The organism is Streptomyces sp. NPDC058239, assembly GCF_042882185.1.
Lineage (GTDB): Bacteria > Actinomycetota > Actinomycetes > Streptomycetales > Streptomycetaceae > Streptomyces.
In genome coordinates this window covers 35,973-60,818 of the sequence record NZ_JBHVWS010000023.1, presented here as the reverse complement: position 1 = coordinate 60,818, position 24,846 = coordinate 35,973, and the positions used below count along the sequence as shown (strand labels likewise).

Sequence of the window (24,846 nt, the reverse complement as noted above, 5' to 3'; positions counted from 1 at the left end):
TGCACACTCATCACTGCGGTCGTCGCGCTGCTCATCCCCCGGTATGTCCCTCCGTGTCACGGCACTAAGGCGTGTGCGAGTCGGACCGACGCTATCGGCACACCGGCCCGCGACCGCCCACTGTCCCACGCCCGGCGATGAGGGGTTCGAAGGGGGGTTCACGACCCGCCCGGTCGGGCAGGGGCGTCGGCCGGCTCCTTGAAGCATGTACCCGCACGGCGGTGAACGAGCGGCGGCGGGCATAGTGGGGGCGGTTCGCGAGGCATCTACAACCACGGGGAGAAATAGGGCAGATGGCATCACGGCGGGACGAACTCAATGCCTACACCTTCGCGAAAAAGCGGCTGGTCGCCGCGTTTCTGCAACCGTCCGCAGCCGGTTCGGACGAGGGGGCGCCGCGCCCGCTGCGGGCCCTGCTGCCAGGAGTGGTGGTGGGCGCCCTGCTGGTGGCGGGCTTCGGGGCCTGGGGCATCTTCAAGCCCAAGGTTCCCGACGGCTGGGACGACCCCGGTGCCCACGTCATCGTCGGCAGTGAATCGACAACCCGATACGTCGTCCTGGAGACCAAAGGCGTCAAGCGCCTGCACCCGGTGCTGAACTTCTCCTCCGCGAAACTGCTCCTGGACCCGGACAAGTCCTCGGTGATCCAGGTGGCGGAGTCCGAACTGGACAGCGGAAAGCTGCAGCGCGGTCCGATGCTCGGCATTCCGTACGCACCCGACCGGCTGCCCAGCGCGGACGAGGCGGGCCGGAACAAGCTCTGGGCGGTCTGCGAGCAGCCGGGCGCCGGCGCCGGTGACACCGTGCAGAAGGCGGTCTTCCTGCTCGCCGACCGAGAGGCGGACAAGGTGGGCGGCAAGCAGCAGCTCCACGGCGGCCAGGCCCTCTACGTCGAGGCGGACGGCGGGGGTGGCACGCGCTACCTGGTGGATGCGGACGGCACGCAGCACGTCATCGGTACCACCGGAGGCGACAAGCCCTCGGCCCGGGACGAGGTGCTGCGCCGCTCACTGTTCAGCGAGGGCGCACAGCCCCAGAAGGTCACCAAGGACTGGCTCGGCACCCTGCATGCCGGCAAGCCCATCGACTTCCCGCGGTTGCCCGGCAAGGTCGGTGACCCGGCCGGCGTCAGCGGCCTGGACCCCCGCCTGGACAAGGTGGGCACGGTACTCAAGGCCGTGGCCGGTACCGGCATGCAGCAGTACGTCGTCCTGCCGGGGACGGTTGCGCCCGTGTCCGACCTCGTCGCCAGGCTGCTCCTGACGAGCCCGGAGGCGGAGGTGCTGGGCCAGAAGGCGCAGGCCACCGAAGTCGGACCGCAGTCCTTCACCTCTTCCCCGGACGAGTTCTACGCGAAGTACGGCTGGCCGAAGAACGTCCCGACACAGGCCAACGACACGTCGGCCCGGACCGGAACCGTCTGCAACGTGCTGCACGGCGTCACCTCGGCGGGCGTGCCGGAACTGACCACCTGGGCCGGCCCCGGGTATCCGGTCCGCTTTCAGGACGGGGCCACCAGCGCGTACGTCACGCCGGGCAGCGGTGTGCTGTACCGGCAGTTCAACGGAGCTTCCCCCACCACCGGTTCGCTCTTTCTGGTGACGGATACCGGGCTGCGCTACGCCGTGCAGACGAACAACGACAGCAGCGCGGATCCCTCCAAGATCGGGGCCACCGAGAAGCCCACGACGCCGGAGGAGCAGGCCGCCGAGGTCAACCAGGCCCAGACCAGGCTCGGCTACAAGGATGTACGGCCGCTGCCGGTGCCGGACAACTGGTCAGGCCTCCTGCCCAAGGGGCCCCGGCTGGACGCCAACAGTGCCAAACAGCCGCAGAGTTCCTGAGAACGGAGAGGAGGAAGCGCGTGATGATCACACGCAAGGGATTCCGTTCTTCGGCCGTCGTGCTGCTCCTGATGTGCGCGGCGGGCGCCGGCCTGCCGGGGTTCGCGCAGGCTCCCGCGGCAGCACTGGACTCCGACCCGCAGACGGGTTCCGAGGGCAGCGGTGAGTGCACCTTTCCGATGAAGAAGCAGATCCAGGGCCGTCCCTGGGCGCTCCAGCGGCTGGTATTCGACCAGCTCTGGCAGGACACCAAGGGAAAGGGGGTCCGGGTCGCGGTGATCGACACCGGTGTCGACGACACCAATCCGCAGCTGAAGTCCGCTGTCGACCGGGCGTCCGGGACCGATCTGCTTCCGCCGTCGAAGGACGGGGCTCAGGACCCGGCGGCATCCGGCGGTGGGGACGGCACAACCGATCTCGTCGGCCACGGCACCAAGGTCGCCGGCATCATCGCGGCCCGCCCGCGTCCGGGCACGGGGTTCGTCGGTCTCGCCCCGGAAGCGACGATCATCCCCATCCGGCAGAACGACGACAAGGGCACCGGCACTGCCGCGACGATGGCCGCGGCCATCCGCCACGCCATCGCGAAGCACGCCCAGGTCATCAACATCTCCCAGGACACCGCCAAGCCCCTGCGAGCCGACTCCGACCTGGCACTCGCGGTGACCGAGGCGCTGAACAAGGACATCGTCGTGGTCGCGTCCGCCGGGAACGACGGTCTCGCCGGAAAGGTCAAGGTGACGTACCCGGCGGCCTACAAGGGCGTCCTGGCGGTGGCCGCGTCGGACCGCAACGACGAGCGGGCGCCGTTCTCCCAGACCGGAACCTTCGTAGGGGTTGCGGCGCCGGGCGTCGACATGGTGTCCACCGTTCCGAAGGGCGGCCAGTGTGTCGACAACGGCACAAGCTTCTCGGCCCCCTACGTCGCCGGAGTAGCTGCCCTCCTACGGGCGAAACACCCGCGCTGGACGCAGTCCCAGGTGGTCGCCCAGATCGAGCAGACCGCCGAACGTGCGGTCAAGGGACGGGACGACTTCATCGGGTGGGGAGTGGTTGATCCGGTGCGCGCCCTCAACGACGACGAACACCCGCCGAGCGCACCTACCCCGGATCGTGCGGTGTCGGACGGTCCCGTCGGACCGGAACCGATCGCCCTCCAGTTGGGGGAGACCCGGCAGGAGCGGATCACCCGGATCTCGATCTATGCGCTGGCCACCACGGGCCTTCTCATCGCAGTGATCGCGGGCACCGCGATCGTGCTGCGGGACCGTCGTCGCCGGTAATTAGGTGAATGTCCAACAACTCAGCTCAGGGCTAAGGCTGTTGGAATGAGTAGCGGCCGCAGCTAAACTGATTTTTGATAACTTTGGTCCGATGTACGCGTGGTACCCGACAATCGGGCAGCCGCGACATCCGATTCATGGGGGAAGGTGCGTTATGGGAGACAAGCTCAAGCTTTCAGCCGATCAGATCGACAAGCTCATCGGCGAACTCGGCAATATGCATGACACGCTCGAAGGCAGGATCACCCACCTCAACGGGGTCATCGACGCCGTCGAAGGCCACTGGAAGGGCGTTGCGGCCAACGCGTACAACGGCCTCCAGACGCAGGTCAATCTCGACGTGCGCAACCTGAAGGAGCTCCTGGCCTTCACCAAGGAAGCCGTTCAGATGAGCCGTGACGGCTTCGACGCGGAGGAAGTCGAGCGCCTCAACAGCTTCAAGGGTGTCGACGGTGGCAACCTGGGCAGCAACGGCGTCCTGGACCGGTTCCAGGTCTCTTAGTAACCCGTCCTCATCCCGCCTTGCATCAGGAGACCGCTCAATGGAGATTACGTACTCCGGCGTCGTCGAAGCCTCGAACCAGGTCAAGTCGACTGCCAACACCATCAAGACCCAGCTCGACGAGCTGAACACCAAGGTCAAGGCCGTCGTTGCGACGTGGGACGGTGAGACGCAGCAGGCGTTCTATGACCGTCACAGTGGCTGGGACGTCAAGGTGAACCACATGCACGAGACCCTGCTGACGATCTCGACGAAGCTCTTGGAAGCCACCGAGGGCTACCGGGCGAACGACCTCGCCCAGGCCCGGCGCTTCCAGGGCTGACCCAGGCTCAGATGAATCACGACGGAACCGGCACGCTGTGGGTGTGGGATGCGGTCAGCGCATCCCACACCCGTGCCTGTGCCTGCGGTTCCGCGGCACTTTAGGGGAGGTGCTTCGATGGGTTCTCAACTTCCGGACGATGGACCGAAGACGCCGGTGTACGGCCCGTTCCTTCCGGGGAGGGGACCGACCGCGCCGGATCTGGCGACGCCCAGCGAGTCCCTGCAGAACTTCAAGATCCGTGTGGACAATCTGCTGACCAAGCTCGACGAGTCACCGGCCGCGCACAGCCGTATCACTGAACAGAAGGTCACCCCCGCCGCGTACGGCACCGGTTTCCCGGAGGCCATGGGGCTGTCCAGTGCCTACGACATGGTGCACGCGCGCCTGGAGCTGCTGTCCAAGACGCTCGGTGATCAGCTGGAGGCGATGGGCATCACGGTCGACCTGGCCGACCGCGGCTACGAGAACGTCGACCAGGAATACTCCGACCGTCTGCACGCCATCCAGCAGCGCACCGAGATCTACTACAAGAAGCCGGAAACCGACAAGGATCCCGGAGCGCCCGCAGAGGGCAAGGACAAGACCGGTGGGGGTTCGTCCAGCGGATCAGACGGCTTGTAACACGTGAAGTGAACGGGGGACAGGGATAAGCATGGGTGACTCAAAGAAGCTGCCACCACTCAACGCCTGCTACAACACCAGCGACTTCGAGCACGCGTCGTACCAGGACATGCTCAACATGGTCAGTGGCGTCGACGCCACGGCGATCATTAGCCGTGGCACCGCTCTCGTCGATGCGCAGACCGAGATCGAGAAGATCGGCACCGAGCTCAAGGAGCACGTCGGCCGTACCACCTGGAAGGGCAAGGGCGGTGACGCCTTCCGTGAGTGGGGCAACGACTTCGCCCTGGAGACCCTGAAGCTGGCCGACTACGCCGGCACCGCGGGCACCTCGCTGCAGACGGCCGGCCAGGCCCTCAGCGAGGTGGCCAAGGTGATTCAAGGCCACCCTGACGCCGTGCAGATGTGCTTCGCGGACGAGAAGAAGGAAAAGGCCCGGCTCGCAGCCGTCGAGACGGCGCGGAACGAAGCCATTCCGCAGATGAACAAGCTCGCCTCGTACTACCTGATGGCACAGCAGTCGATCTCCTCGCAGGAGGAGCCGAACTTCCGGCCGCTGCCGAGCGAAGTAGTGCCGGACATGCCGGTCGACGGCGGGAAGACAAGGTACGGGGCTCCGGGAAGCTACTCCGGCAGTACGGGCTCAGGGACAGGTACGCAGAACGGCAGCACGCCGACGGCCGATCACCACTACACCACCGTGCGCCCCGATGGCGCCACCCCGTCCTCCCCGGACGGCACCCCCGTCATCCACACGCCGCAGCACGTCACTGCGGTGCCCGGTGCCCCGGACACCACGGGGACGAACATCGACACGGTGACGATGCCGCAGACCCCGACGCCTACCACGGTCCCGCCCACCGGTGGGCTCCCGCCGCAGGGCCCGAGTGGTGGCGGGCACCAGACGCCTCTTCCGCCCGTGGTGATGCCCTCGCGTCCGGGTCCGTTCGGTCCCGGAGGCGGCCCTGGGCGTACTTCTCCCACCGGGCCGGGCGGCAAGGGTGACATCGGGCACGTCCGGCCTCCAACGATCAACCCCGACAGGGGCGGCGTGCCTCCGACGGGCACCCCCGGCAGAGGCGGCGTGGAAAGCGTCCGGCCTCCCATGGGCACTCCCGGCCGGGGTGGCGTCGAAGGCGTCCGGCCTCCCATGACCACCCGGACCGACACCGGTATCCACGGCGGTACGCCGGCCCAGGGCCGGACCGCGGGCGGCCCCGTCCGGGGCACCTCGCGCGGGACGGTCATCGGCGGCGAGAAGCCGTCGACCGGCCGCGGAATGATGCAGGGCCACACCGGTGGCGCGCCCGGGATCGCCGGTGGGCGGTCCGGAGTCAGAGGCCCCGGCGGCAGCTCGCAGCGCCTGGTCAACGAGCCGGGTGGCACCGTGCGGGCGCCACGTGGAACGCCGTCCGGGGCGGGACGGGAATTCACCCCGGGCGGCACCGGGCTCGTCCGCGAATCGCCGCGATCAGGCGGAGCGATGGGCCCGATGGGTGCTGCAATGGGCGGGTCCCAGGGCACACGGCGACGTTCACAGCGACGTGACGGCGAGAGCCCGGATTATCTTGCCGAGGACGAAGAGACCTGGGGCACGGGGGACGACGGCGTGGTTCCCCCCGTGATCGACTAGAGCCGGTTCCGGAGCAGCGACGCCGAATGGCGGACAGAGAACGAGTGGGTGGCATGAGGTCAACGGTCAGGCGTCACCGCAGGCGAGCGTCGGCGGTGGTGTCAGCGCTGGGTTCCCTGCTCCTCATCGGCGGTACCATCGCCCCGGCCGCGTCCGCGGACACCATGCGCGACCGCGAGTGGTATCTGGACCGGATGCAGGCCGCTGAGATGTGGAAAGTCAGCACCGGCAAAGGGATCACTGTCGCTCTAATCGATACCGGCGTAATCCCTTCCGTTCCTGAACTGACGGGGAAAGTGCTCCCCGGGAAGAACTTCGTCGAGCCCAAGCGGGGTGCGCACAAGGACAAGGACGGGCATGGCACCGCCATGGCGATGCTCATCGCGGGCAACGGGGTGAACGGTTCGGGTGTGAAGGGTCTTGCGCCGGATGCGCGCATTCTCCCGTTGACCGTTTTCGGATCTTCCAAAGAAGCGGGCACCAATCACCTCTCGGCTCTGCTTGCGGCCATCCGGTACGCCGCCGACAGTGAAGCCAAGATCATCAACATGTCGTTGGCCTGGGAGTACTTCATGCTCGATCAGGACGAGCGGGCCCAGATCCAACAGGCAGTGGATTACGCCGTGATGCGCGGAAAACTGCTTCTGGCGGGGAGCGGCAACACCGGCGACTCGGGAAACTACGTCGGGTACCCGGCGGCTACCGCCGGGGTGGCGGGCATCGGGGCCGTCGACAAGACTTCTTCGGTCACGAAGTTCTCGGTGTCAGGACCCCAGGTGGCGCTCGCCGCCCCGGGTGAGGACATCCCGATCCTCTGTGGCGGTGGCACACCCGGATATTGCAGCAGCTGGGGCACCAGCCAGGCGACCGCCATCGCCTCCGCCTCCGCCGCCCTCATCTGGTCCAAGCACCCGTCCTGGACCGGCAACCAGGTCCTCCGTGTCCTGATGAACACCGCGGGCAAACCGACCGAAGGCGCGATCCCCAGCCGCTACATCGGCTACGGCACGGTCCGCCCCCGCGTGGCCGTCCTCGGCGACCCCGGAGACCCGGGCCCGGCCGATGTGAACCCTTTGGTGGCCGCCCGGTCGCCCAAGTCCCCGTCGCCGTCCGCCCCCAGCGGATCCGGAAGCCCCACGGCCGCCTCGAAGCAGTCGGCACCGCCCGCCGCCTCGGCGAAGGCCGACGAAGGCAAGGGCGTCGGCGCGATCATCTGGATCATCGCCGGAGTCGGCGTGGTGGTCGTCGTCGGCGCGGTGCTTCTGCTGCGCCGGAGAGCAGCCGGTCTTAGGCATTGAACGTGCGTCATCACATTCATCACCCTCATCTGAAATCACCCGTACGCGCATAGGCCAGGAGGAGGCATCGTGGACGAAGAATTCATACGCGGCCTGCAGCAGTTCCAGCAACACGCCTTGAATCTGCAGAACATGATGACGGACATGCAGAACCGGATGCCCCAGGGCGGCGAAGGAACGGACGCCCAGGGTGCCGTGACCGTACGGCTGGCGGCGGACGGGCTTCCGGAGTTCATCCGGGCCGCATCGGACTGGCAGCGTCGGCAGGATCCGGAGGTTGTCGGGGCTGCTGTCAGCGAGGCTTACGGAGCGGCCATGAGCCAGCAGATGACGGCATGGGCCCAGGCGTTCGAGGACGGCAACTGGCAGGCCAAGGCGGACCAGTTGGACAGCCAAGCCGCTCAACCGGCCACTTCGGCCGCTCCCGCAATGCAGCCCGAGATCCCTGAACGGGACCTGCGCTATGTCATCTCCCGCCCTCTCGATGAGCTGGCCGAGGATGTCCTTTCGGCCTTCGACGTGGTGGACCGGATGGGCGAGACCGCGTCCGAGCCGGCCGAGGTCGAGGGAACGTCCGCCGGCCGCCATGTGACCCTCGTGGTGACCAAGGGCGCTCTGCGCTCCTGCGAGGTGGATCGACAGTGGGCGGCCGGACAGTCGTACATCGGGATGAACCAGGCTTTTGAAGAGGCCCTCGCTGATGCCAGGGACAAGCTGAGCAGCACTGAGGCTGCCGGTGGGGACGGCATTGCAGGCCTTCAGGTGGACAGTTTGCTGGACGAGGCTCTGGCCATGCTCCGCAATCCGCAGCGTTTCATTGACTGAGTTTCGAAGGGCAGGTCGACATGGCAGATCTGAAGCACATCACCGATGCGCTGCGGACCGAAGCGGGAATGTGGGACAACCAGAGTGCTTCCATGGGGGAGGTGGCACACGCGGCTGATGGGATGAGGCTGACACGCCTCGAGGCCGGTCTGTTCCAGTTGGTCGTCTCCAACTACAACGAGGCCATCGATCAAATCTCCTCCCGATGCCTTGAGGGACAGAGTCGGATGTCGGAGGTTGCGGATGCATTGATCAAGAATGCAAACGCCTACGACAATCACGAGGCGGATACCACCAAGTCCGTCGAAGACGCCTACTGATAAGAGGGACTTGAAATGGCGTTCAACGTAGCTCAAACAGAGGCGACGCTGGAGAAGCTGAACTCCGGAGTTGTCAAGATGTCGGCCAAGCTGCAGGCAATCGGTCCGGCCGCCGAGTCGGCAGTGAATCACTGGTACGTGCCGGATGCCATTGCCAAGCCGTTGATTTGGTTTGCGAACAAGATGATCGAACTCGGATCCTGGATCCTGGACAAGATCATCGAATGCCTCAAGGGCGCTACCGCGCCGGTTATGTTCTACCTGGATGCTCAGGATTGGGAAGGGGCGTCGATCCGGGGGAAAGTGTCAGGCGTTGCCGGGAATGTCGCAGGGGAAGCTCTCAAGGCGCCCCTCAGCTGGAAGGGGGAAGGTGCCGACGCGTACGCCGCGGCCGTGAAGGGCCAGCCCACCGCTGCCACTCAGATCGAGACGAGTGCGGACAAGCTCGCAACGGCATTGACGATTTGTGCGGTTGCCGGGGCGGCATTCTATTTGGCGCTGCTGGCTGTTTTGATCAAGGCCATCGTGGTCATGATCGCGGCAGCCGTGGCTGCGGGCTCCGTCGTGTTCTCGTGGGCAGGGCTTCTTGCTGGTGTCGCAGAAGCGGCGTCGGATGCCGGCATCATCACCGGGCTTGTGGTAACCCTGGTCGGGGTTCTCACAGCGCAGGCCGCTCAGGTAGCAGTTGCCAAGGGTGAGGCAAACGACAACAGCGCCTTCCCGAATGGCAAGTGGCCGGTCGCAACGGCTTGACGTACCTGCGGCGCAGCCGAATTGATTCTGCTAGCTCGGCAGTGCTTGATGACGCCGGGAAGGCAGGATCTTCTGAATGACGGGTGATGGTTTCGCATGTACTGGATTCGAGTACCGCTTTGGTGTGCCTCCCTGGCCTGCTTTTACGTGGCGTTCTTCCATCAGCCTAGTAACGCGGTGTTGCTCACGCTCCTCTACGGCCTGGGCGTTCTCCTCCCGAGCTGGTTCGAGGGATACGCGCAAAGGCGGCGCCAGAGAGATTGGTACGAACAGAGATTTGCGTCCGTCGACGAACTGCGGTTGATAGTGACGGACGAGGCAGAGCTCCGGCGGATCCGTGACGAAAAAGGGTTGCTAGTGGCTGCTCGCCGGTTCAGGCGCGAATTTCCTCGGTGTCCCTTGAGTGAAGCCCTGAAGATGGTCCAGTCGCTGTGACCGCTCCACTCGCTCACCGCGGTCGTCAAGGTCGGAACAAGCACGGATAAGGCCGTCATGGGCCCGGCGCTGTCGGGGCGCGTTCTACGTCACGCCGGGCGTCATCCCGGCTGAGTACGTCGTGACCCTGAGCGGCGCGATCGCGGCGCCGGGTGCCGTTGCCTTCTCCTGGGCACCGTCCGACGCCCGACTTTCGCCCAGTGCATGACCGGGCGCGCGGAATTCTCGGATCAACAGGCAGGGTGGACTTCACGTACGGATTGCGGGTCGCTCTCTGGGCCATCGGCCTGGTGGCCTTGGGGTGTTCGTTCTTCTTGATGAGATCGGATCTCCCCGAGGCGGTCCTGATGCTCTCCGTAGTCTTGTCCCTGGCCTGCCCGTTGGTGGCCGAGGGCCAGGTGGCACACCGGAAACAGAAAGCGCGCCAAGCGGAGCAACGGGATTGGTACGCCCAGAGCTTCGGCTCGATCGACGTGCTGCGGAAGGCTGTTGACGAGCCGGGCCTGCGTCGCATCCGCGACGAGAAGGCGCCTGCCAACGCGGTACGGGAGGTCAAGCGCCGGCTTCCCCGGCCTCCGTTGGACGTGGCAGTAACCCTGGTCGAGGCATTGTGAGCCCGCGTACCACACACGGGTCCGGATCAGGGAGGGTGCGCTGCGAGGCGGCGTGCCCTCCCTGAGTTCGTGTTGGTGCCAGGGAAGGCGGCATCCAAGAAATCCAAGCGCTGTGAGCGCTGTACCCGCTCACCATGGCCGTCAAGGTTCGGCGCTGTGCGGTGCTCTGGGTGCCGATCGGCTTGGCCGTGGAGAGTTGTGAGACGTGCACTCGCCGCCCGAGACTCAATGGAGGAAACATCATGTCCACACCCCCCGGTTCCGCCGAAGGGCTATTGCTCCCCGCTGAGCGGGCGCGCCGCGGCGGGTTCTACCTCGGTTTGGTTCTCGCTGCGATGCTCTGCATGGTGCTTTTGGAAGCACTCGTGGTGTTTGTTACCTGCGTGCTGATCTTGGGTGAAGGTATTGAGTTTATGGGCAGTGTGGGCGTCGTCGGCCTGTGTACGGGACTACCGGTGATGGGAGGAGTAGTGAGTCTGCTGCTGCTGATCTACCTTGTGCCGCGATATTCGGCCCTGCGCATCGATTCAATGGGCATCAGCAAGGTGTGGCGTGGCCGCACGGAGACCGTGCGCTGGGCTGATATCGACAAGGTCCGGTTCAACAGCAGGCGGAGCTACCTGACACTGCTGCTGAAGGAAGGTGCACTCCCGGAGCTGCCGAACGCCGTTGAAGGGCCGAGAGCGGTTCTGATGCACTCGCTCGGAAACTCCCTCTGGCGCCGGCGGAGGCCGGCTCACGCTGACTTGATCATTGACGCGGTCGAGCGGTTTGGCCCGGGAAGGTACACCGTCGAGCCCTGGAACCTGGGCAAGGGCGGCGCGAAGGGCGCGGGCGCCTCGGCGTAGGGAGGGGCGCCTCGGCGTGGAGAGAGGGGGTCAGCCCGTTCACGGGCTGACCCCCTCCTTCGTACCGCGGTGACCCGCTCAGTCCAGGTCCGTCGGCAGCCAGCCCGTCTGGATCAGGGAAGGCGTGCTGCGGCGGGAGACGAACAGGCCGCGGCCGGGAGGCAGCGGGCGGGCCTTCACATCGCCGAGGAGTTCGCCCTCACCGGGGTGACCGGACAGGACGACGCCCTGGGCACCGAGCTCCTTGAAGCGCTGGACGAAGGGCTCGTACGAGGAGCGGCCGGCCCCCGCGCTGCTGCGAGCGATGATGAAGTTCACCCCCGCGTCGCGGGCGTACGGCAGATTGTCGACCAGCATCGCCATGGGGTTGTTGGAGGACGTGGCGACCAGGTCGTAGTCGTCGACGATGATGAACGCCCGGGGCCCCCGCCACCAGCTGCGCGTGCGCAGCTGCTGCGGGGTCACATCCGGTCCGGGGATGCGGCTGCTGATGAGGGTGTTCATGTCGTTGAGGTACGTCTCGAACGCGTTGTGCGTCGTTGCGTATCCGACCAGGTACGGCTCGGGCACGCACTCCAGCAGGCTGCGCCGGTAGTCGCCGACACAGATCAACGCCTCCTGCGGGGTGTACCGCTCGGTGATCTGCTTGATGAGCAGTCGCAGCAGTGCGGTCTTCCCGGACTCCGACTCACCGAAGACCGCGAACAGCGGGTCGGTGTCGAAATCGACGAAGACCGGTGCGAGGTTCATCTCGTCGATGCCGATCGCGACACCACCGGGCGACCGGTCGGGGCCGCTCGGCAGCTCGCGCGCGGACAGCTTCCGGGGCAGCATGCGGACCTGCGGGGCGTGCGGTCCGGGCCAGTTGTCGGCCGAGGCCCGGACGAAGGCGGCGGTGGCCTCGGACAGGTTGTCGCCGGCGCCCGCGGAATCGTCGATGCGCGGCAGCCCGCCCATGAAGTGGAGCTTCTCCGCCGTCAGGCCGCGGCCCGGTGTGCCGACGGGGACGTTCACCGCTACCTTGCGGTCCAGTTCGGAGTCGGTCGGGTCACCGAGGCGCAGCTCCAGCCGGTTGAGCAGCTGGTCCTTGAGCGCCGCCCGCATCTCCATGTACCGGGCGACGGTGGCGATCAGGTGCACGCCCAGTCCGAGGCCCCGTGCGGCGATGTCGGCGACGACGGGCTCCAGGAACTCGTAGTCCGTCTTGAAGGACTGCCAGCCGTCGATGACCAGGAAGACGTCGCCCCACGGCTCGCCCGGCAGCCGGCCGGCGGCGCGGAGCTGGCGGTACGTGGTGATCGAGTCGATGTTGTTGTCCCGGAAGAATTCCTCGCGCCGGTTGAGGATCCCGGAGACCTCGGCGACCGTGCGGCGGATCTTCTCCGGGTCGAGCCGGGAGGCCACCCCTCCGACGTGGGGCAGGCCTTCGACGGCGATCATGCCGCCGCCGCCGAAGTCCATTCCGTAGAACTGCACTTCGTGCGGCGTGTGCGTGAGGGCGAAGGAGCCGATGAGGGCACGCAGGAGGGTGGATTTGCCGGAGCGGGGGCCGCCGACGATCAGCATGTGGCCGGCGGCGCCGGAGAAGTCCCGCACCAGGGAGTCGCGCCGCTGCTCGAAGGGCTTGTCCACCAGACCGAAGGGAACGACCAGAGCACCGTTCTGCGCGTACTGCGGGGAGTGGAGTCCGCGCTCGGGCGTCACCGCCAGCGGGGGCAGCATCTGATCGAGGGAAGGTGCTTCGGTGAGCGGCGGCAGCCACACCTGATGGGCGAGGGGCCCCTGACCCTCCAAGCGGCGTGCGATGACATCGAGAACGGTGTCCGCCAGCGCATCGTCAGTTCTCTGTCCGGGCGCGAAGGAGACGTTCGGATCGGGCTCGGGGTAGTGGACCGCCACCGGAGTCGCGGTGAACAGCACGGGGCGGCGGTCGATGGGGAGTTCCCCGCTGCCGGTGACCGGGGCGACTCCCGGCCGGTAGGTACCCGACACGTAGGCGGCCTTGAAGCGGGTCATCCCCTCCGTGCCGAACTTCAGGAACCCGGAACCGGGGACCGAGGGCAGGTGGTACGCGTCGGGCACACCCAGGGCGGTACGGGACTCGGCGGCGGAGAACGTACGCAGGCCGATCCGGTAGGACAGGTAGGTGTCCAGGCCGCGCAGGCGGCCCTCCTCCAGGCGCTGCGAGGCCAGCAGCAGGTGCACGCCCAGGGACCGCCCGATGCGGCCGATCTGGATGAACATGTCGATGAAGTCGGGCTTCGCGGTGAGGAGCTCGCTGAACTCGTCGATCACCAGGACCAAGGACGCCAGGGGCTCCAGCGGGGCGCCCGCGGCGCGCGCCTTCTCGTAGTCGGTGAGGTTCGCGTAGTTGCCCGACGACCGAAGGAGCTCCTGACGGCGCTGCAGCTCACCCGTGATGGAGTCCCGCATACGGTCGACCAGGGTGAGGTCGTCCGACAGGTTGGTGATGACCGCGGCGACGTGCGGAAGCTCGGACATTCCGGCGAACGTCGCGCCACCCTTGAAGTCGGCCAGGACGAAGTTCAGGGTCTCGGAGGAGTGGGTGACCGCCAGGCCCAGCACCAGGGTGCGCAGCAGCTCGGACTTGCCGGAACCGGTCGCTCCCACACACAGCCCGTGCGGGCCCATACCCTCCTGCGCGGCCTCCTTGAGGTCGAGCATGACGGGCGAGCCGTCCTCGCCGATGCCGATCGGTACACGCAGCCGGTCGGCCGTCGAACGTGGCCGCCAGACGGTGGCGGTGTCGACCGCGGCCGGATCGCCGATTCCCAGCAGATCCGTGAAATCCAGGTTGGCGAGCAGAGGTTCGTCGTCCTCCGCGCCGCTTCCCATCCGCAACGGGGCGAGCTGACGGCCCAGGGCTTCTGCGGTTTCGACCGGCAGGAGGTCGGGCGTGCCGTGATAGGTGGCCGCGGCCGACTCCAGCCGTAGCCGGCCCGGCCGTACGGCGATGTGCAGTCCGCCGCGGGGTTCGTCCAGCTCTTCCGGAACGATCTCCACGACGGTCACACCCTGCAGTCCCTCCGGAGAGGCGAGCAGCGACTCCGCCGGCACGAAACTGCCGTCCAGCACGATGACGACGTGCGGCTGGTCGAGGAGCGGTGCCCCCTCGCGGTTGAACCTCGACCGGCCCGCCAGGGTGTTTTCGAGAAGTGCCTCGACTTCCATCAGGTTGTCACCGAACAGCCGCTTCGTGCCGGCCCCGTCGGAAGACCCCGGAACCTGGGTGTGCGGAAGCCACTTCGTCCAGTCCCACTGGTCCGTGACATCCCGGGACGCTACGACCGCGACCACGAGGTCGTCGGGTGAGTGCAGCGCGACCAGTCCGGCCACCATCGCGCGGGCGGAATCGCGTACCGAACCCGGCTCGCCCGACACCACGACGTGGTAGAAGGCGCGAAGGGATACCGCCATGGGGAGCCGGTCGAGCGAACCGTGCGTGGCCAGGAATTGGTGCATGGCACCGGCCGACAGCGGCTCCAGCTCGTCCAGCGGCGCGGTGCTCGGAGCCACCAGCGGTGTCCACAACTGCTGCGGTCCCAGACCGATGCGGACCTGTCCGAAGTCCTTGTCGCCGATCCGCCGCTCCCAGAGCCGCTCGCCCTCGGCGACCAGCGACCACAACTGGTCCGGATTCGGATGCAGATAGAACTGCGCGTCCCTCTGGATCCGCGCGGTACGGCGTACCTTCCGCCGGGTCTGCGCGAGATATTTCAGGTAGTCCCGGCGGCCCTCCGAGGCTTCGCCCTGGGTTCCCTTGCGGTGCCGCATCACCTGCGCTATCGCCATGGCCGCTGTGGACAGCAGCATCATGACGCCCATGATCTTCATGAACGGCTGTGAGCCGGGCATGAAGAAGAACACCACCGATGAGCCCATGCCGAGCATCGGCAGCAACTGCATGGCCATGCCCTCCTGCTGCCCACGCGGCAGTTCAGGAGGCGACTCGAGTCGGACCTCCGCCGCTGATGTCTCAGGTGGCATGGCTCGGGGCGGGCGCTTGACGACGATCTGGGTCACCGGCGAATCAATCCCTCAATGCGGCCCGGAGAGTTGCGGGCCGGCACCCCCGTGGCAGCGACCTACCTCCGCGCGCCAATAATCCTACGTGTAGGTCATGGGAGGGACCCCGATAGGGTGGCGCCCTTGGCCCGGAGCGTGGTGTAAGCGAACGAGGGGATCCATCAGGTGAGTTCGACCCTGACAACCGGTTTTTGCCGAGTATCGGTCGTGGCGCCGGACGGCCGTGTCGATGTCGCCCTCCCGGACGATGTCGCTGTCGCCGATCTCCTACCGGAGATCCTGCGGCTGACCGGCCAGGTCACACCACCGGGGGCGCCCCCCGGCTACCACCTGGCCCGCCGCGACGGCACCCTCCTGGACGCCACCCACCCGCTGGCCGTCCAGCGGGTCCTGGACGGTGACGTACTGCGGCTTCGGCCCTTCGCCGAATCGCTCCCCCCGGCCGTCTTCGACGATGTCGCCGACGCGGTCGCGTCCGCCGTCCGCCGCGACCGCGCACTGTGGAGCGACCAGCTGTTGGGCGTCTCCGGTCGCGTCGGTGGCGCGCTCCTTCTCGTACTCATGGGCTTCGTGCTCTGGTTCTCCGACCCGGTCCGGCATGACATGCATGGTCTGCCGGGCATCGTTGCCGCCGCCGTCGGTGTGCTGCTCGTCACGCTCGCCGGCGTCAGGGCGCGGAGCTACGGCGACCGGGCCTCCGCGATCGCGCTCGGCCTCGCGGCTCTGCCACACCTGATGATCGCCGGGTCCGGCCTCCTCGCGCTCGACCCGGGCACCGGCATCGGGCGTCTCCAGTTCATGCTCGGCTGCGCCACGGTGTTCGTCGTCTCCGCCGGGCTCGTCGCCGCGATGCCGTCCGGCGACGCCCCCTTCGTCGCCGTTGTCTTCGCCTCGGCGGTCGGCACCCTCGCGACGTTCTGCTCGATCCTTACCGAAGCCCGCCCCAGCGAGACCGCCGCTGTCTGCGCGGTCGTCGCGATCGGCGCCATCGCCTTCCTGCCCGGGCTCTCCGCGCGGGTGGCCCACCTGCCGATCGGCTACGCCGCCCCCCGCCCCACGACGGAGGCCGACCTCGACACCGAGCCGGGCGTCGGCGACTCCGATCCTGTCGACGCCGAACGCATCGCGGCCCAAACCCGGCGCGGGCACGAGCTTTTGCTGGGTCTTGTCGGAGGCTGCTGCGTGGTGGTGGTCGCGGCCGCCGCTGTCCTGGGCTTCTCCACTGACGTCTGGGGCCAGACCCTCGCGTTGGTCGCAGGCCTGGCCATGCTGTTGCGAGCACGGCTCTTCCGTTACACCGCCCAAGTCGCCGCCGTTCTGGGCGCGGGCCTCGCCGCTCTGGGCCTGCTGGTGCTGGGGATGTCGCTCAATCCGCCTACAGGCGCTGTCATCAAGCTCCTGACGGAACAGGACCGAGGGCCGCTCGACATCCGTACCTTGTGGCTCGCCGCGGCCGTCACGGCCGGTGCCGCCCTGCTGATCGGCATCGGTCTGATCATTCCGAAGAAGGGACTGTCACCCTTCTGGGGCCGTCTCTCCGACCTGGCTGAGGTGGTTCTCCTCCTCGCACTCGTCCCCCTCTGCCTGGCCGTCCTCGACGTGTACTCCTCGGCACGCAGCATGACCAGCGGTTAGATTCCGAGCTCGGAACACGTTCGGCGCGATGCGCTGAACCCGGTGCCCGCTTTCATCCTTCGCGACCGGGCCGGCCCCCAACGCACACATCGAAGCGGTGAGGGCCAACGCGCGGTCGGCGACGACGTCCCGATGGCCCGTCAGACCGGTCAAAACGACCCTCATGACGTCCGTTCTCATTCAACTGAGCCTCGCAGCGAGCCTGCACGCCGGCCACGACAAGCCGTGACCGGCGAGGGCACGCGCACCAGTGGGTTGGGGCCGCCCGGCCCGCCGATGTCAGCCGAGCCGGTCGTGATCGGTCAGCACGGCGTCGATCACGCCCAGTTCGCCGGGCGGCCCGCTCGCGAAGGATGAAAGCGGGCACCGGGTTCAGCGCATCGCGCCGAACGTGTTCCGGTACCCCTCGGCTTCGTACACCCCATTTTGGCGGGGGGGCCCGCTCGCGGGCCGCCCGGCGAAGCCGCGTACGACGCTGTACGGCGATGTGCCGCAGGAGCGGGTTGCGGCGGCTGCCGCGTCCGACGGACACCTCCCGGAGCTGTTTCCCGTGTTGTCGGACTGAGCCGTATGCCCTCAGCCCGGCCGCGCCGCCGCTCGATGCAACAGATCATCGAGGACCGCAGACGAGCATCCTTCATCGGCCGGGCAGCCGAACTCGACGCCTTCCGGCGTAACTTCTGCCTTCTCTGAGTGCACCCCGGGGGTAGCCCTACCCGGAAGTGGGCAGGTAGCGGGATCACTTCGGGCGGCCGCACCCGGAGATGCTGGACCCGGCACACACCACGGTTGCCCTCGATCCGGCAGGAGTTGTTTCGTGCACGAGCAGACATGGCAGAGGTTCCGTTCCCGCGGCGGGAAGCAGGCCGTTCGGCGCAAGGCCGTGTCGGCCGCGGTCGCGGTGATCGCCGGCGTCATGGCGGCGGGTGCGTTGGCGCCGCCGGCGGCCTCCGCAGCGACCGGGCCGGACACCGTCCAGCAGAGCCTGAGCGCACTGGTGCGCACCGACGGAATGCCCGCCGCGCTGGCGAGCGTCAAGGACCGCGAGGGCCGCACCCGTACGTACACCGCAGGGGTGGGCGACCTGGCCACCGGCTCGAAGGTGCCCAGGGACGGTCAGGTGCGGATCGGCAGCAACACCAAGACGTTCACCGCCGTGGTCATGCTGCAGCTGGTCGGTGAGGGAAAGGTCGGCCTCGACGCCGCGATCGACACCTATCTGCCGGGCCTCGTACGCGGGGACGGGATAGACGGACGCCGCGTCACCGTCCGCCAACTCCTCCAGCACACCAGCGGACTTCCCGAGTACACCGACGATCTGGACTTCACCACTCTTCAGCACCGGTACACCGAACCCCGGGACCTTCTCGATATCGCCCTCAAGCACAAAGCCGACTTCCCCCCGGGCGCGAAATGGGAGTACAGCAACACCAACTACCTGCTGGCGGGCCTGATCATCCAGAAGGTCACGGGCCGGCCCCTCGGCGAGGAAATCACCCGGCGCGTCATCGACCGCGTCGGACTGCGCCACACGTACCTCCCCGCCCCCGGTGACATGACCATCCGCGAGCCCCACCCCAAGGGCTACTTCAGGGATTCGGCGGACGGGCCCCTGCGCGACTACACGGAAATGGACCCCTCCTGGGGCTGGGCGGCAGGCGCGATGGTCTCCACCAACACCGACCTCAACCGGTTCTACACCGCGCTCCTCGGGGGCCGCCTCCTCCCGGCGGCTCAGCTCGCCGAGATGCGCACCACCGTCCCCGCCGACTACCTCGGCACCGGCGCCCGCTACGGACTGGGTCTGGCGAGCAGGCCGCTGTCGTGCGGCGGTGTGTACTGGGGCCACGGCGGTGACATTCCGGGATACGAGACCCGCGGCGGTGCCACCGACGACGGCCGCGCCGCCGGCGTCGCGGTGACCACCATGCCGCCCGACGAGGCAGCCATGCGGCGGGTCGAGAAGACGGTGGACGCGGCTCTCTGCCGTTGAACGGTCCGGCGCCGGGAAGGCGGCGTCCGCGTCACGCGTTCAGCCCGCTGGGCAGCCTTCTGGTAGTCGCTGTCGTCGCACCAGTCGTCATCGGTCATGGCACCTCCCGTGCCCCGACGAGAGCCTACCGAGCAGGGCCAGGAAGGTTCGGCGGGCCTGCGGGGCTCTCCGGGGCGGGCTGCCGGTGCCCTTGCGGCCCCGGTGGGGTTCCTCTGAGGGCGGCATCGATCCGGCCCAGGATGTAGCCGCCGGTCATCGGACAGTCGAGGGCGTTGTCGGTGCGGCAGCCGAGCATGTGCCCGAGGGCTGCCACGGCGCGGTCGAGCTTCTCGATCCGCTGGACCATCATGTCCCGCTGCGCGGTGCTGAGTTCCAGCCGTTCCTCGGCCTTCTCGCTCTCGACGATGGCGCTCGTCTCGGAGAGGGTCAGCCGCCCGGGCCGGGCCGCTCCGTGCGGGCGGCCCGGCCGGGGCGGCATGGTGCAGGGGCTCAGCGCCCGGCGGCGAACGCCACGAAGGCGCGCCAGGCGGTGGCGGGGAAGAGGAGTGCTGGGCCGGTGGGGGTCTTGCTGTCGCGTACGGGGACGAGGCCGGGGAAGTTGTGGGCTACTTCGACGCAGTTGTTGGCGCCGCCGTCGCTGTAGCTGGACTTGCGCCAGACCGCGGTGGAGAGGTCGGGGATTCGGCTCATGATCTGTGCTCCTCCAGGACGCCCCTGATGAACGCAACGGAGTCCGACGGGGGCAGCGCCAGATCCCGGAGCCGATCGTAGGACAGCCGATAGCGCGTGACTTCGGCCGGATCTTCGAGCAACTCGGCGCAGCCGTTGCCCTCTGTGTAGGCAACGGCGCTGCCGTCGTCCTGCCACAGCAATGTCAGGGAACCGTCCATCAGATGGTGTGCCCCCGCGGTGAACGGGAGAACCTGAATGACGGCCGGTGATGTCCCGGCCATGTCGATGAGGCGGGTCAGTTGTTCGTCCCACACCTTGGCGTCCTTCACCGGGCGACGGAGGGCGTACTCGTCCATGATGATCCTCACGGACGGAGCGGGCTTGCGTTGCAGCAACTGCTGTCGGCTCATCCGCGCTATGACCTGCTCCTCCGCCAAGTCCGCCTCGTCGTCCGTTTTCTGCGCCCCGGACAACAATGCGCGGGCGACCGCCTCGGTCTGCAAGATGCCCGGAATGCCTAATGTGAACAAGTGCATGATCCGAGCCGTCGGCTCCAGCCGCATGAACTCCTTGTACTTGTCCTTGAAGACCTCCCTGCGGGCCGCCTTCCACAGCTGAACCAGCAGCCCGCCGGAGTCGTAGTGCCGGTTCAGGTCCTCCATCACAGCGAGCTTCGAGAGCCGTTGACCCATCTCCAGGCGGTACAGATAGCTCTTGTCGTACCGCGTCTCCTCGGCGAGCCGGCCCAGTGATCTGCCGGACTTCTCCCGCAGATAGCGCAGAGCCCGCCCCAGCGCCGCGCGCCCCGACTCCTCGTCCACGTCGCTGAGTTCGGCCATCACCGGCCCCTCCCTGTTGTCCCGTTCACAGGCAATCGCGTGCCTCTGCCGAGCGTAGGGCTGCGGGAGTGACCATGAGGGCACGAACGGTCATCACCACCCCTCCGGGCCGTTCCCCCACCCGATCCCCGCCGTAAGGAACCGCCATGGCCGATGCCCCGCTCCGTCTGCTCCCCTGGACGTCCGCCGAAGGCAGGCCCTGCTACCTCAGCACGGACAACCCCCACAGCAGGCTCTCCCGGCTGGCCGACGAGGTGGAGGACGAACAACTCGACTGCGGGGAGGCGGTCGTGGCAGGAGCCGAGGCCGTGCTCGTCGACCAGGCGGCCGGTGAGTTCGCGGTCAGGTTCGCGCTCACCAGGGCCATCGAGTCACTGCGCGAAGTGCTCCGGGTCGCGGAGAGCAGGGGTGCGCGCATTCGGGACGAGCCCTGCGCCACCGACGGAGGGACTGTCGACCGGAGCGGTCCCGTCACCGACGAAGTCCTCCGCGAGGTCGTGGCCGACGTCTGACGGCTGAGGACGCGCGGACGACGGCGGGCCGGAACCAGAGCCGAGGCTCAGTGAAAGCCCAGCATGCCGGGCGAGTCGATGTCGACCGTGAGGATGCCGGGGGGATAGTCGCCCTCGCAGCCCGTCAGGATGATCGACATGCCGCCGCTTTCCTGATGCGGAGTCGCGACGTACAGCGCGTGACAGATGTCGGCGCTGCCCCACCCGTCCCGGACCATCCCACCGACCGTGGCCGCCGCGGTCTGATCGAGCGGATCGACCAGGACGCCTGGGAGGGCGAGCACGCTGCGCGCGAGCCCCTCGTCGTCCGCCTCGGCGTGCATGAGGCAGAGGGCGGGGATGTGCAGCCAGTCGCCCGGTGTGGCGGCGACATTGCCGGCGAGGTGGTGCAGGGCGCGATGTCCCTGTGCGAGTGCCGACACCGCGCTCGTGTCGAGGATGATCACGCGGCGGTGTTCCGTCGGGCGTGCATTTTCTCGGCTGCCATCGCATACACGTTGGCCAGGACGTCCGGCCCGTGATCGAACTCCTCATCGGTCAGGGTGCAGCCCATGCGGTCACGCAGCACTTTGCGGGTAGCGGCGACACGTTCGGCGATCTGGGCCGCGGTGGGCTGTTGGGCGGCCAGCTGATCGACGAGCTGGCCCAGGCTCAGCCCGCGTTCCTTGGCCAACTGGGCGAGGTGGTCGCGCGTCTCTTTAGGCACCTGAATGGTCGTAGTAGCCATAGATTCACTATAGAGCCACTACGGCTCATGGGTGGCTGCTGCTCCAGGACCCGGAAATCACCGGAGGATACCGTTCAAAAGTGATCGCAGGATCTACTCCGTACATACGGTTCAGCCCCACAGCTCACCGTTCCCATTCGATTACAGTGCTGCGCAGTCGCACCGGTCGGGCCGACGGGGAAGGGGCACGGTGAGCACAGGGACCACAGCTGTCTGGGGCCGTGCCGAGCAGCAGGACTTCCGCAGCCGGGTGCGCGGCGCTCTGCTGGGCGGGGCCGTCGGAGACGCGCTCGGCGCGGGTGTCGACGGGCTCACGCTCGAAGAGATCCGGGCGGCCCACGGCGCCGAGGCCGTCACCGACTTCGTACCCGCGCACGGCGGACGCGGCACCATCACCGCCGTCACCCAGCTCAACCTGTTCACCGTCGACGGGCTGATCCGCGCCCAGGTCCGCCGCGACACCGGCGCCTGGCACCCGCCCACCGATGTGCACCGGGCCCATCTGCGCTGGGCGGCCACCCAGCACGACTGGGGGCCCGACGAGCGCCGCAAGGACAACGGCTGGCTCGCCCAGCAGGAGTGGCTCTACGCCCGCCGCGCCCCCACCCGGGAATGCCTCACCGGCCTCGGCGACACCACCATGGGCACGCTCGACAAGCCCAAGAACCCCACCGCACGGGACTCGGCCGCCCTCACCCGGTCCGCCCCGTTCGGACTGCTCGTCGGCTGGGAGCCCCAGCTCGTCCTCCAACTGGCCGTCGAATGTGCCGCCCAGACCCACGGCCACCCCACCGCCCTGCTCTCCGCGGGAGCCCTCGCCGTCATGGTGCACGGGCTGGCCCGCGGCGAGACCCTGGACGGCTCCGTCCAGCACGCCCTGGCCCTGCTCGTCGAGCGCCCGGGGCATGAACCGGTCACCGAGGCGCTGAAGCGGGCCCTCGGCACCGTGCGCCAGGGCATTCCGGGACCGGCCCTGATCGAGTCGCTGGGTGCCACGGACGCCGCCGAGGAAGTCCTCGCCGTCGCCGTGTACTGCGCCCTGGTCGGCGAGGACGTGCGGCACGGGCTGCGGCTGGCCGTCAACCACGGCGGACCTTCCGCGGCCACCGGGGCCCTGTGCGGGGCGCTGCTCGGCGCGCTGCACGGCGAGACCGCGCTGCCGCCGGCCTGGCTCGCCGAGCTGGAGGGCCGGGCCACCGTGCTGGAACTCGCCGACGACTTCGCGATGGAGATGACGCAGGGCCCCGCCCTGCACAGCCCGTCGGCCGCCGCACCGGGCTGGCTGACCCGCTATCCGCGCGGCTGAGACCCCGGAAACAGGAGGGAGGGGCGGGGTGCGGACGCCGCCGCGTCCGTACCACGCCCCTCGGCTCTTTTCCGTGCGGCTGTGAGCGTCAGTCCTTCACGCCCTCCGTGACGGCGGCGTCCCCGGAACCGGCTTGCGCCTGCGCCGGAACCGCGGCGCCCGTGCCGTCACCGTCCGAGTTGATCTGCTCGATGATCGCGTCGCGCTCCGGGGTGTCCTCCGGCTTGATGAAGCCGATCGCGATGTAGAGCACCAGCGAGATCGCCAGCGGCAGCGCCACCTGGTACTGGAGCGCGACATCCGTCTTCACCGAACCGTCGAAGTTGTAGTTGGTGAAGTAGAACGCCAGCAGGCCCGCCGCCCAGCTGACGAGCGCCGCCGTCGGACCCGACTTACGGAACCTGCGCAGCAGGCCCAGCATGAACGGGATCGCGATCGGACCCATCAGACCGGCCACCCACTTGATGACGACGGAGATGATGTCCTTGAACGTCGGCGAGTTGATCTGGGTGGCCAGCGCCATCGACAGACCGAGGAAGCCGAGCGTGGACACTCGGGCCGCCAGCAGACCGGTGCGGCTGCTCCAGGTGCGGGCCGCCTTCGAGAGGACCGGGGCGATGTCCCGGGTGAAGACCGCCGCGATGGCGTTGGCGTCCGAGGAGCACATGGCCATCGTGTGCGAGAAGAAGCCGACGACGACCAGACCCAGCAGACCGTGCGGCAGCAGCTGCTCGGTCATCAGGGCGTAGCTGTCGGAGGCGTCCGGCTTCTGTGCGTGGACCAGCAGCGGGGCGCACCACATCGGGAAGAACAGGACCGTCGGCCAGACCAGCCACAGAACGGCGGAGAGCCGTGCCGAGCGCTTGGCCGAGGCGGCGGAGTCCGTGGCCATGTAGCGCTGGGCCTGGTTCCACATGCCGCCGTTGTACTCGAAGGTCTTGATGAAGAGATACGCCAGCAGGAAGGTCACGGTGTACGGGCCGGCCGTCGGGTCGGTGTGGCCCTCGGGCAGCTTGTCCCAGACCGTCCACAGGGTGCTGAAACCGTCCAGCTTGGCCATGGCGGTGACGAGCATCGCGATACCGGCGAAGAGCTGGATGATGAACTGCCCGAGTTCCGTGAGCGCGTCGGCCCACAGGCCACCGACCGTGCAGTAGACGGCGGTGATGCAGCCGGTGATGAAGATGCCCTGCGTGATCGAGATGCCGGTGAAGACGGAGAGCAGGGTGGCGATGGCCGCCCACTTGGCGCCGACGTCCACGATCTTCAGCAGCAGGCCCGACCAGGCGAGCGCCTGCTGCGTCGGGATGTTGTAGCGGTTCTTGAGGTATTCGAGCGGCGAGGCGACGTGCAGTCGCGAGCGCAGCCGGTTGAGCCGCGGTGCGAAGAGCTGGGCGCCGATGCCGATGCCGATGGCGATCGGCAGTGACCAGGTCACGAAGGACGTGACGCCGAACTGGTACGCGATACCGGCGTAACCGGTGAACATCACCGCGCTGTAGCCGGACATGTGGTGCGAGATGCCGGACAGCCACCACGGCATCTTGCCGCCGGCCGTGAAGAAGTCGCTGACGTTGTCCACACGCTTGTGGGACCAGAGTCCGATCGCGATCATCACGCCGAAGTAGCCGATGAGCACGACCCAGTCGAGACTGTTCATGTGCCCCCTCCTGGGGTCCGCCTTATGAACGGTTACGCACTTCGTCAGTACGGCCGCTCAGCGGGGCCCCCGTGCGGGAGCGGGGACTTCGGGGATTGAACCGCCTGCCCGGTCCCCCGGTCAAGGTTTTTCGCGATCAGAGATGTGAACGCCG

24 protein-coding genes are annotated in these 24,846 nt (G+C 67.8%); 17 read left to right on the top strand and 7 right to left on the bottom strand.

The features are described from left to right. Nucleotides 1-293 precede the first annotated feature (293 nt). From eccB to ACFVYE_RS23870, 12 genes are all read left to right on the top strand, one after another. Complete coding sequence (eccB, locus tag ACFVYE_RS23925) at nt 294-1,844, top strand: type VII secretion protein EccB (RefSeq protein ID WP_389607316.1); 1,551 nt, start codon at nt 294-296, stop codon at nt 1,842-1,844. 179 nt (nt 1,845-2,023) lie between these two features. After that, nucleotides 2,024-3,127, top strand: coding sequence for a type VII secretion-associated serine protease mycosin (gene mycP, locus ACFVYE_RS23920; protein ID WP_389607366.1), 1,104 nt, complete (start codon nt 2,024-2,026; stop codon nt 3,125-3,127). Between the two features lie 154 nt (nt 3,128-3,281). Next, nucleotides 3,282-3,629, top strand: coding sequence for a WXG100 family type VII secretion target (locus tag ACFVYE_RS23915; RefSeq protein WP_383975813.1), 348 nt, complete (start codon nt 3,282-3,284; stop codon nt 3,627-3,629). Nucleotides 3,630-3,669: 40 nt separating this feature from the next. Next, nucleotides 3,670-3,951 (top strand): WXG100 family type VII secretion target, encoded by a 282-nt coding sequence (locus ACFVYE_RS23910; protein ID WP_362557448.1) that lies wholly within the window; start codon nt 3,670-3,672, stop codon nt 3,949-3,951. Nucleotides 3,952-4,068: 117 nt separating this feature from the next. Continuing rightward, nucleotides 4,069-4,575, top strand: a complete 507-nt coding sequence (locus ACFVYE_RS23905) for a hypothetical protein (protein ID WP_389607314.1) — start codon at nt 4,069-4,071, stop codon at nt 4,573-4,575. A gap of 31 nt (nt 4,576-4,606) precedes the next feature. After that, complete coding sequence (locus tag ACFVYE_RS23900) at nt 4,607-6,208, top strand: hypothetical protein (protein WP_389607312.1); 1,602 nt, start codon at nt 4,607-4,609, stop codon at nt 6,206-6,208. 98 nt (nt 6,209-6,306) lie between these two features. Next, nucleotides 6,307-7,506 carry a type VII secretion-associated serine protease mycosin gene (mycP, locus tag ACFVYE_RS23895; RefSeq protein ID WP_389607310.1) on the top strand — a complete coding sequence of 400 codons (1,200 nt, stop codon included), beginning with the start codon at nt 6,307-6,309 and terminating at the stop codon, nt 7,504-7,506. Between the two features lie 69 nt (nt 7,507-7,575). Next, nucleotides 7,576-8,331 carry a hypothetical protein gene (locus tag ACFVYE_RS23890; protein ID WP_389607308.1) on the top strand — a complete coding sequence of 252 codons (756 nt, stop codon included), beginning with the start codon at nt 7,576-7,578 and terminating at the stop codon, nt 8,329-8,331. 20 nt (nt 8,332-8,351) lie between these two features. Then, nucleotides 8,352-8,651: a hypothetical protein gene (locus tag ACFVYE_RS23885; RefSeq protein ID WP_389607306.1), complete on the top strand. Its 300-nt coding sequence runs from the start codon at nt 8,352-8,354 to the stop codon at nt 8,649-8,651. 15 nt (nt 8,652-8,666) lie between these two features. After that, the gene (locus ACFVYE_RS23880; protein WP_389607304.1) at nt 8,667-9,404 is read left to right on the top strand and encodes a hypothetical protein; all 738 of its coding nucleotides are present in this window, start codon (nt 8,667-8,669) and stop codon (nt 9,402-9,404) included. A 677-nt stretch (nt 9,405-10,081) separates the two neighbouring features. Next, entirely contained in the window at nt 10,082-10,453 is a 372-nt protein-coding gene (locus ACFVYE_RS23875) for a hypothetical protein (RefSeq protein ID WP_389607302.1), read from the top strand. A gap of 242 nt (nt 10,454-10,695) precedes the next feature. After that, a complete protein-coding gene (locus ACFVYE_RS23870) occupies nt 10,696-11,301 on the top strand; it encodes a hypothetical protein (protein ID WP_389607300.1) in 606 nt (201 codons plus the stop codon). A gap of 78 nt (nt 11,302-11,379) precedes the next feature. Here ACFVYE_RS23870 and eccCa read toward each other — a convergent pair whose 3' ends face one another. Then, nucleotides 11,380-15,345, bottom strand: a complete 3,966-nt coding sequence (eccCa, locus tag ACFVYE_RS23865) for a type VII secretion protein EccCa (RefSeq protein ID WP_389607298.1) — start codon at nt 15,343-15,345, stop codon at nt 11,380-11,382. A 168-nt stretch (nt 15,346-15,513) separates the two neighbouring features. Here eccCa and eccD point away from each other — a divergent pair, with 168 nt between their 5' ends. From eccD to ACFVYE_RS23850, 3 genes are all read left to right on the top strand, one after another. Next, entirely contained in the window at nt 15,514-16,983 is a 1,470-nt protein-coding gene (gene eccD, locus ACFVYE_RS23860) for a type VII secretion integral membrane protein EccD (RefSeq protein WP_383978699.1), read from the top strand. 570 nt (nt 16,984-17,553) lie between these two features. Then, the gene (locus tag ACFVYE_RS23855; protein ID WP_383970610.1) at nt 17,554-17,676 is read left to right on the top strand and encodes a hypothetical protein; all 123 of its coding nucleotides are present in this window, start codon (nt 17,554-17,556) and stop codon (nt 17,674-17,676) included. A gap of 190 nt (nt 17,677-17,866) precedes the next feature. Continuing rightward, on the top strand, nt 17,867-18,976 hold the full coding sequence (locus ACFVYE_RS23850; RefSeq protein ID WP_383970670.1) for a serine hydrolase domain-containing protein: 1,110 nt from the start codon (nt 17,867-17,869) through the stop codon (nt 18,974-18,976). 124 nt (nt 18,977-19,100) lie between these two features. On the opposite strand, the gene ACFVYE_RS23845 is transcribed toward ACFVYE_RS23850, so the two are convergent. From ACFVYE_RS23845 to ACFVYE_RS23835, 3 genes are read right to left on the bottom strand one after another with little or no spacing between them, the layout of a single operon-like run. After that, nucleotides 19,101-19,454, bottom strand: coding sequence for a hypothetical protein (locus ACFVYE_RS23845; protein ID WP_383970613.1), 354 nt, complete (start codon nt 19,452-19,454; stop codon nt 19,101-19,103). Between the two features lie 11 nt (nt 19,455-19,465). Then, on the bottom strand, nt 19,466-19,666 hold the full coding sequence (locus ACFVYE_RS23840) for a DUF397 domain-containing protein (protein WP_383970616.1): 201 nt from the start codon (nt 19,664-19,666) through the stop codon (nt 19,466-19,468). Beyond that, on the bottom strand, nt 19,663-20,487 hold the full coding sequence (locus tag ACFVYE_RS23835) for a helix-turn-helix domain-containing protein (protein ID WP_389607295.1): 825 nt from the start codon (nt 20,485-20,487) through the stop codon (nt 19,663-19,665). The genes ACFVYE_RS23840 and ACFVYE_RS23835 overlap by 4 nt, the downstream gene beginning before the upstream one ends. Before the next feature lie 146 nt (nt 20,488-20,633). On the opposite strand from ACFVYE_RS23835, the gene ACFVYE_RS23830 reads away from it, so the two are divergent. Next, nucleotides 20,634-20,999, top strand: coding sequence for a hypothetical protein (locus ACFVYE_RS23830; protein ID WP_383970622.1), 366 nt, complete (start codon nt 20,634-20,636; stop codon nt 20,997-20,999). Nucleotides 21,000-21,046: 47 nt separating this feature from the next. Here the strand turns inward: ACFVYE_RS23830 and ACFVYE_RS23825 are convergent, their stop codons facing one another. Both ACFVYE_RS23825 and ACFVYE_RS23820 read right to left on the bottom strand, forming a co-directional pair. Beyond that, nucleotides 21,047-21,445 (bottom strand): hypothetical protein, encoded by a 399-nt coding sequence (locus tag ACFVYE_RS23825; RefSeq protein ID WP_383970625.1) that lies wholly within the window; start codon nt 21,443-21,445, stop codon nt 21,047-21,049. Further along, nucleotides 21,442-21,726, bottom strand: a complete 285-nt coding sequence (locus ACFVYE_RS23820; protein ID WP_383970627.1) for a hypothetical protein — start codon at nt 21,724-21,726, stop codon at nt 21,442-21,444. The genes ACFVYE_RS23825 and ACFVYE_RS23820 overlap by 4 nt, the downstream gene beginning before the upstream one ends. A gap of 190 nt (nt 21,727-21,916) precedes the next feature. Here ACFVYE_RS23820 and ACFVYE_RS23815 point away from each other — a divergent pair, with 190 nt between their 5' ends. Beyond that, on the top strand, nt 21,917-23,032 hold the full coding sequence (locus tag ACFVYE_RS23815) for an ADP-ribosylglycohydrolase family protein (protein ID WP_389607292.1): 1,116 nt from the start codon (nt 21,917-21,919) through the stop codon (nt 23,030-23,032). Between the two features lie 88 nt (nt 23,033-23,120). Here the strand turns inward: ACFVYE_RS23815 and ACFVYE_RS23810 are convergent, their stop codons facing one another. Next, the gene (locus ACFVYE_RS23810; RefSeq protein ID WP_383970633.1) at nt 23,121-24,692 is read right to left on the bottom strand and encodes a sodium:solute symporter family protein; all 1,572 of its coding nucleotides are present in this window, start codon (nt 24,690-24,692) and stop codon (nt 23,121-23,123) included. Between the last annotated feature and the right edge of the window lie 154 nt (nt 24,693-24,846).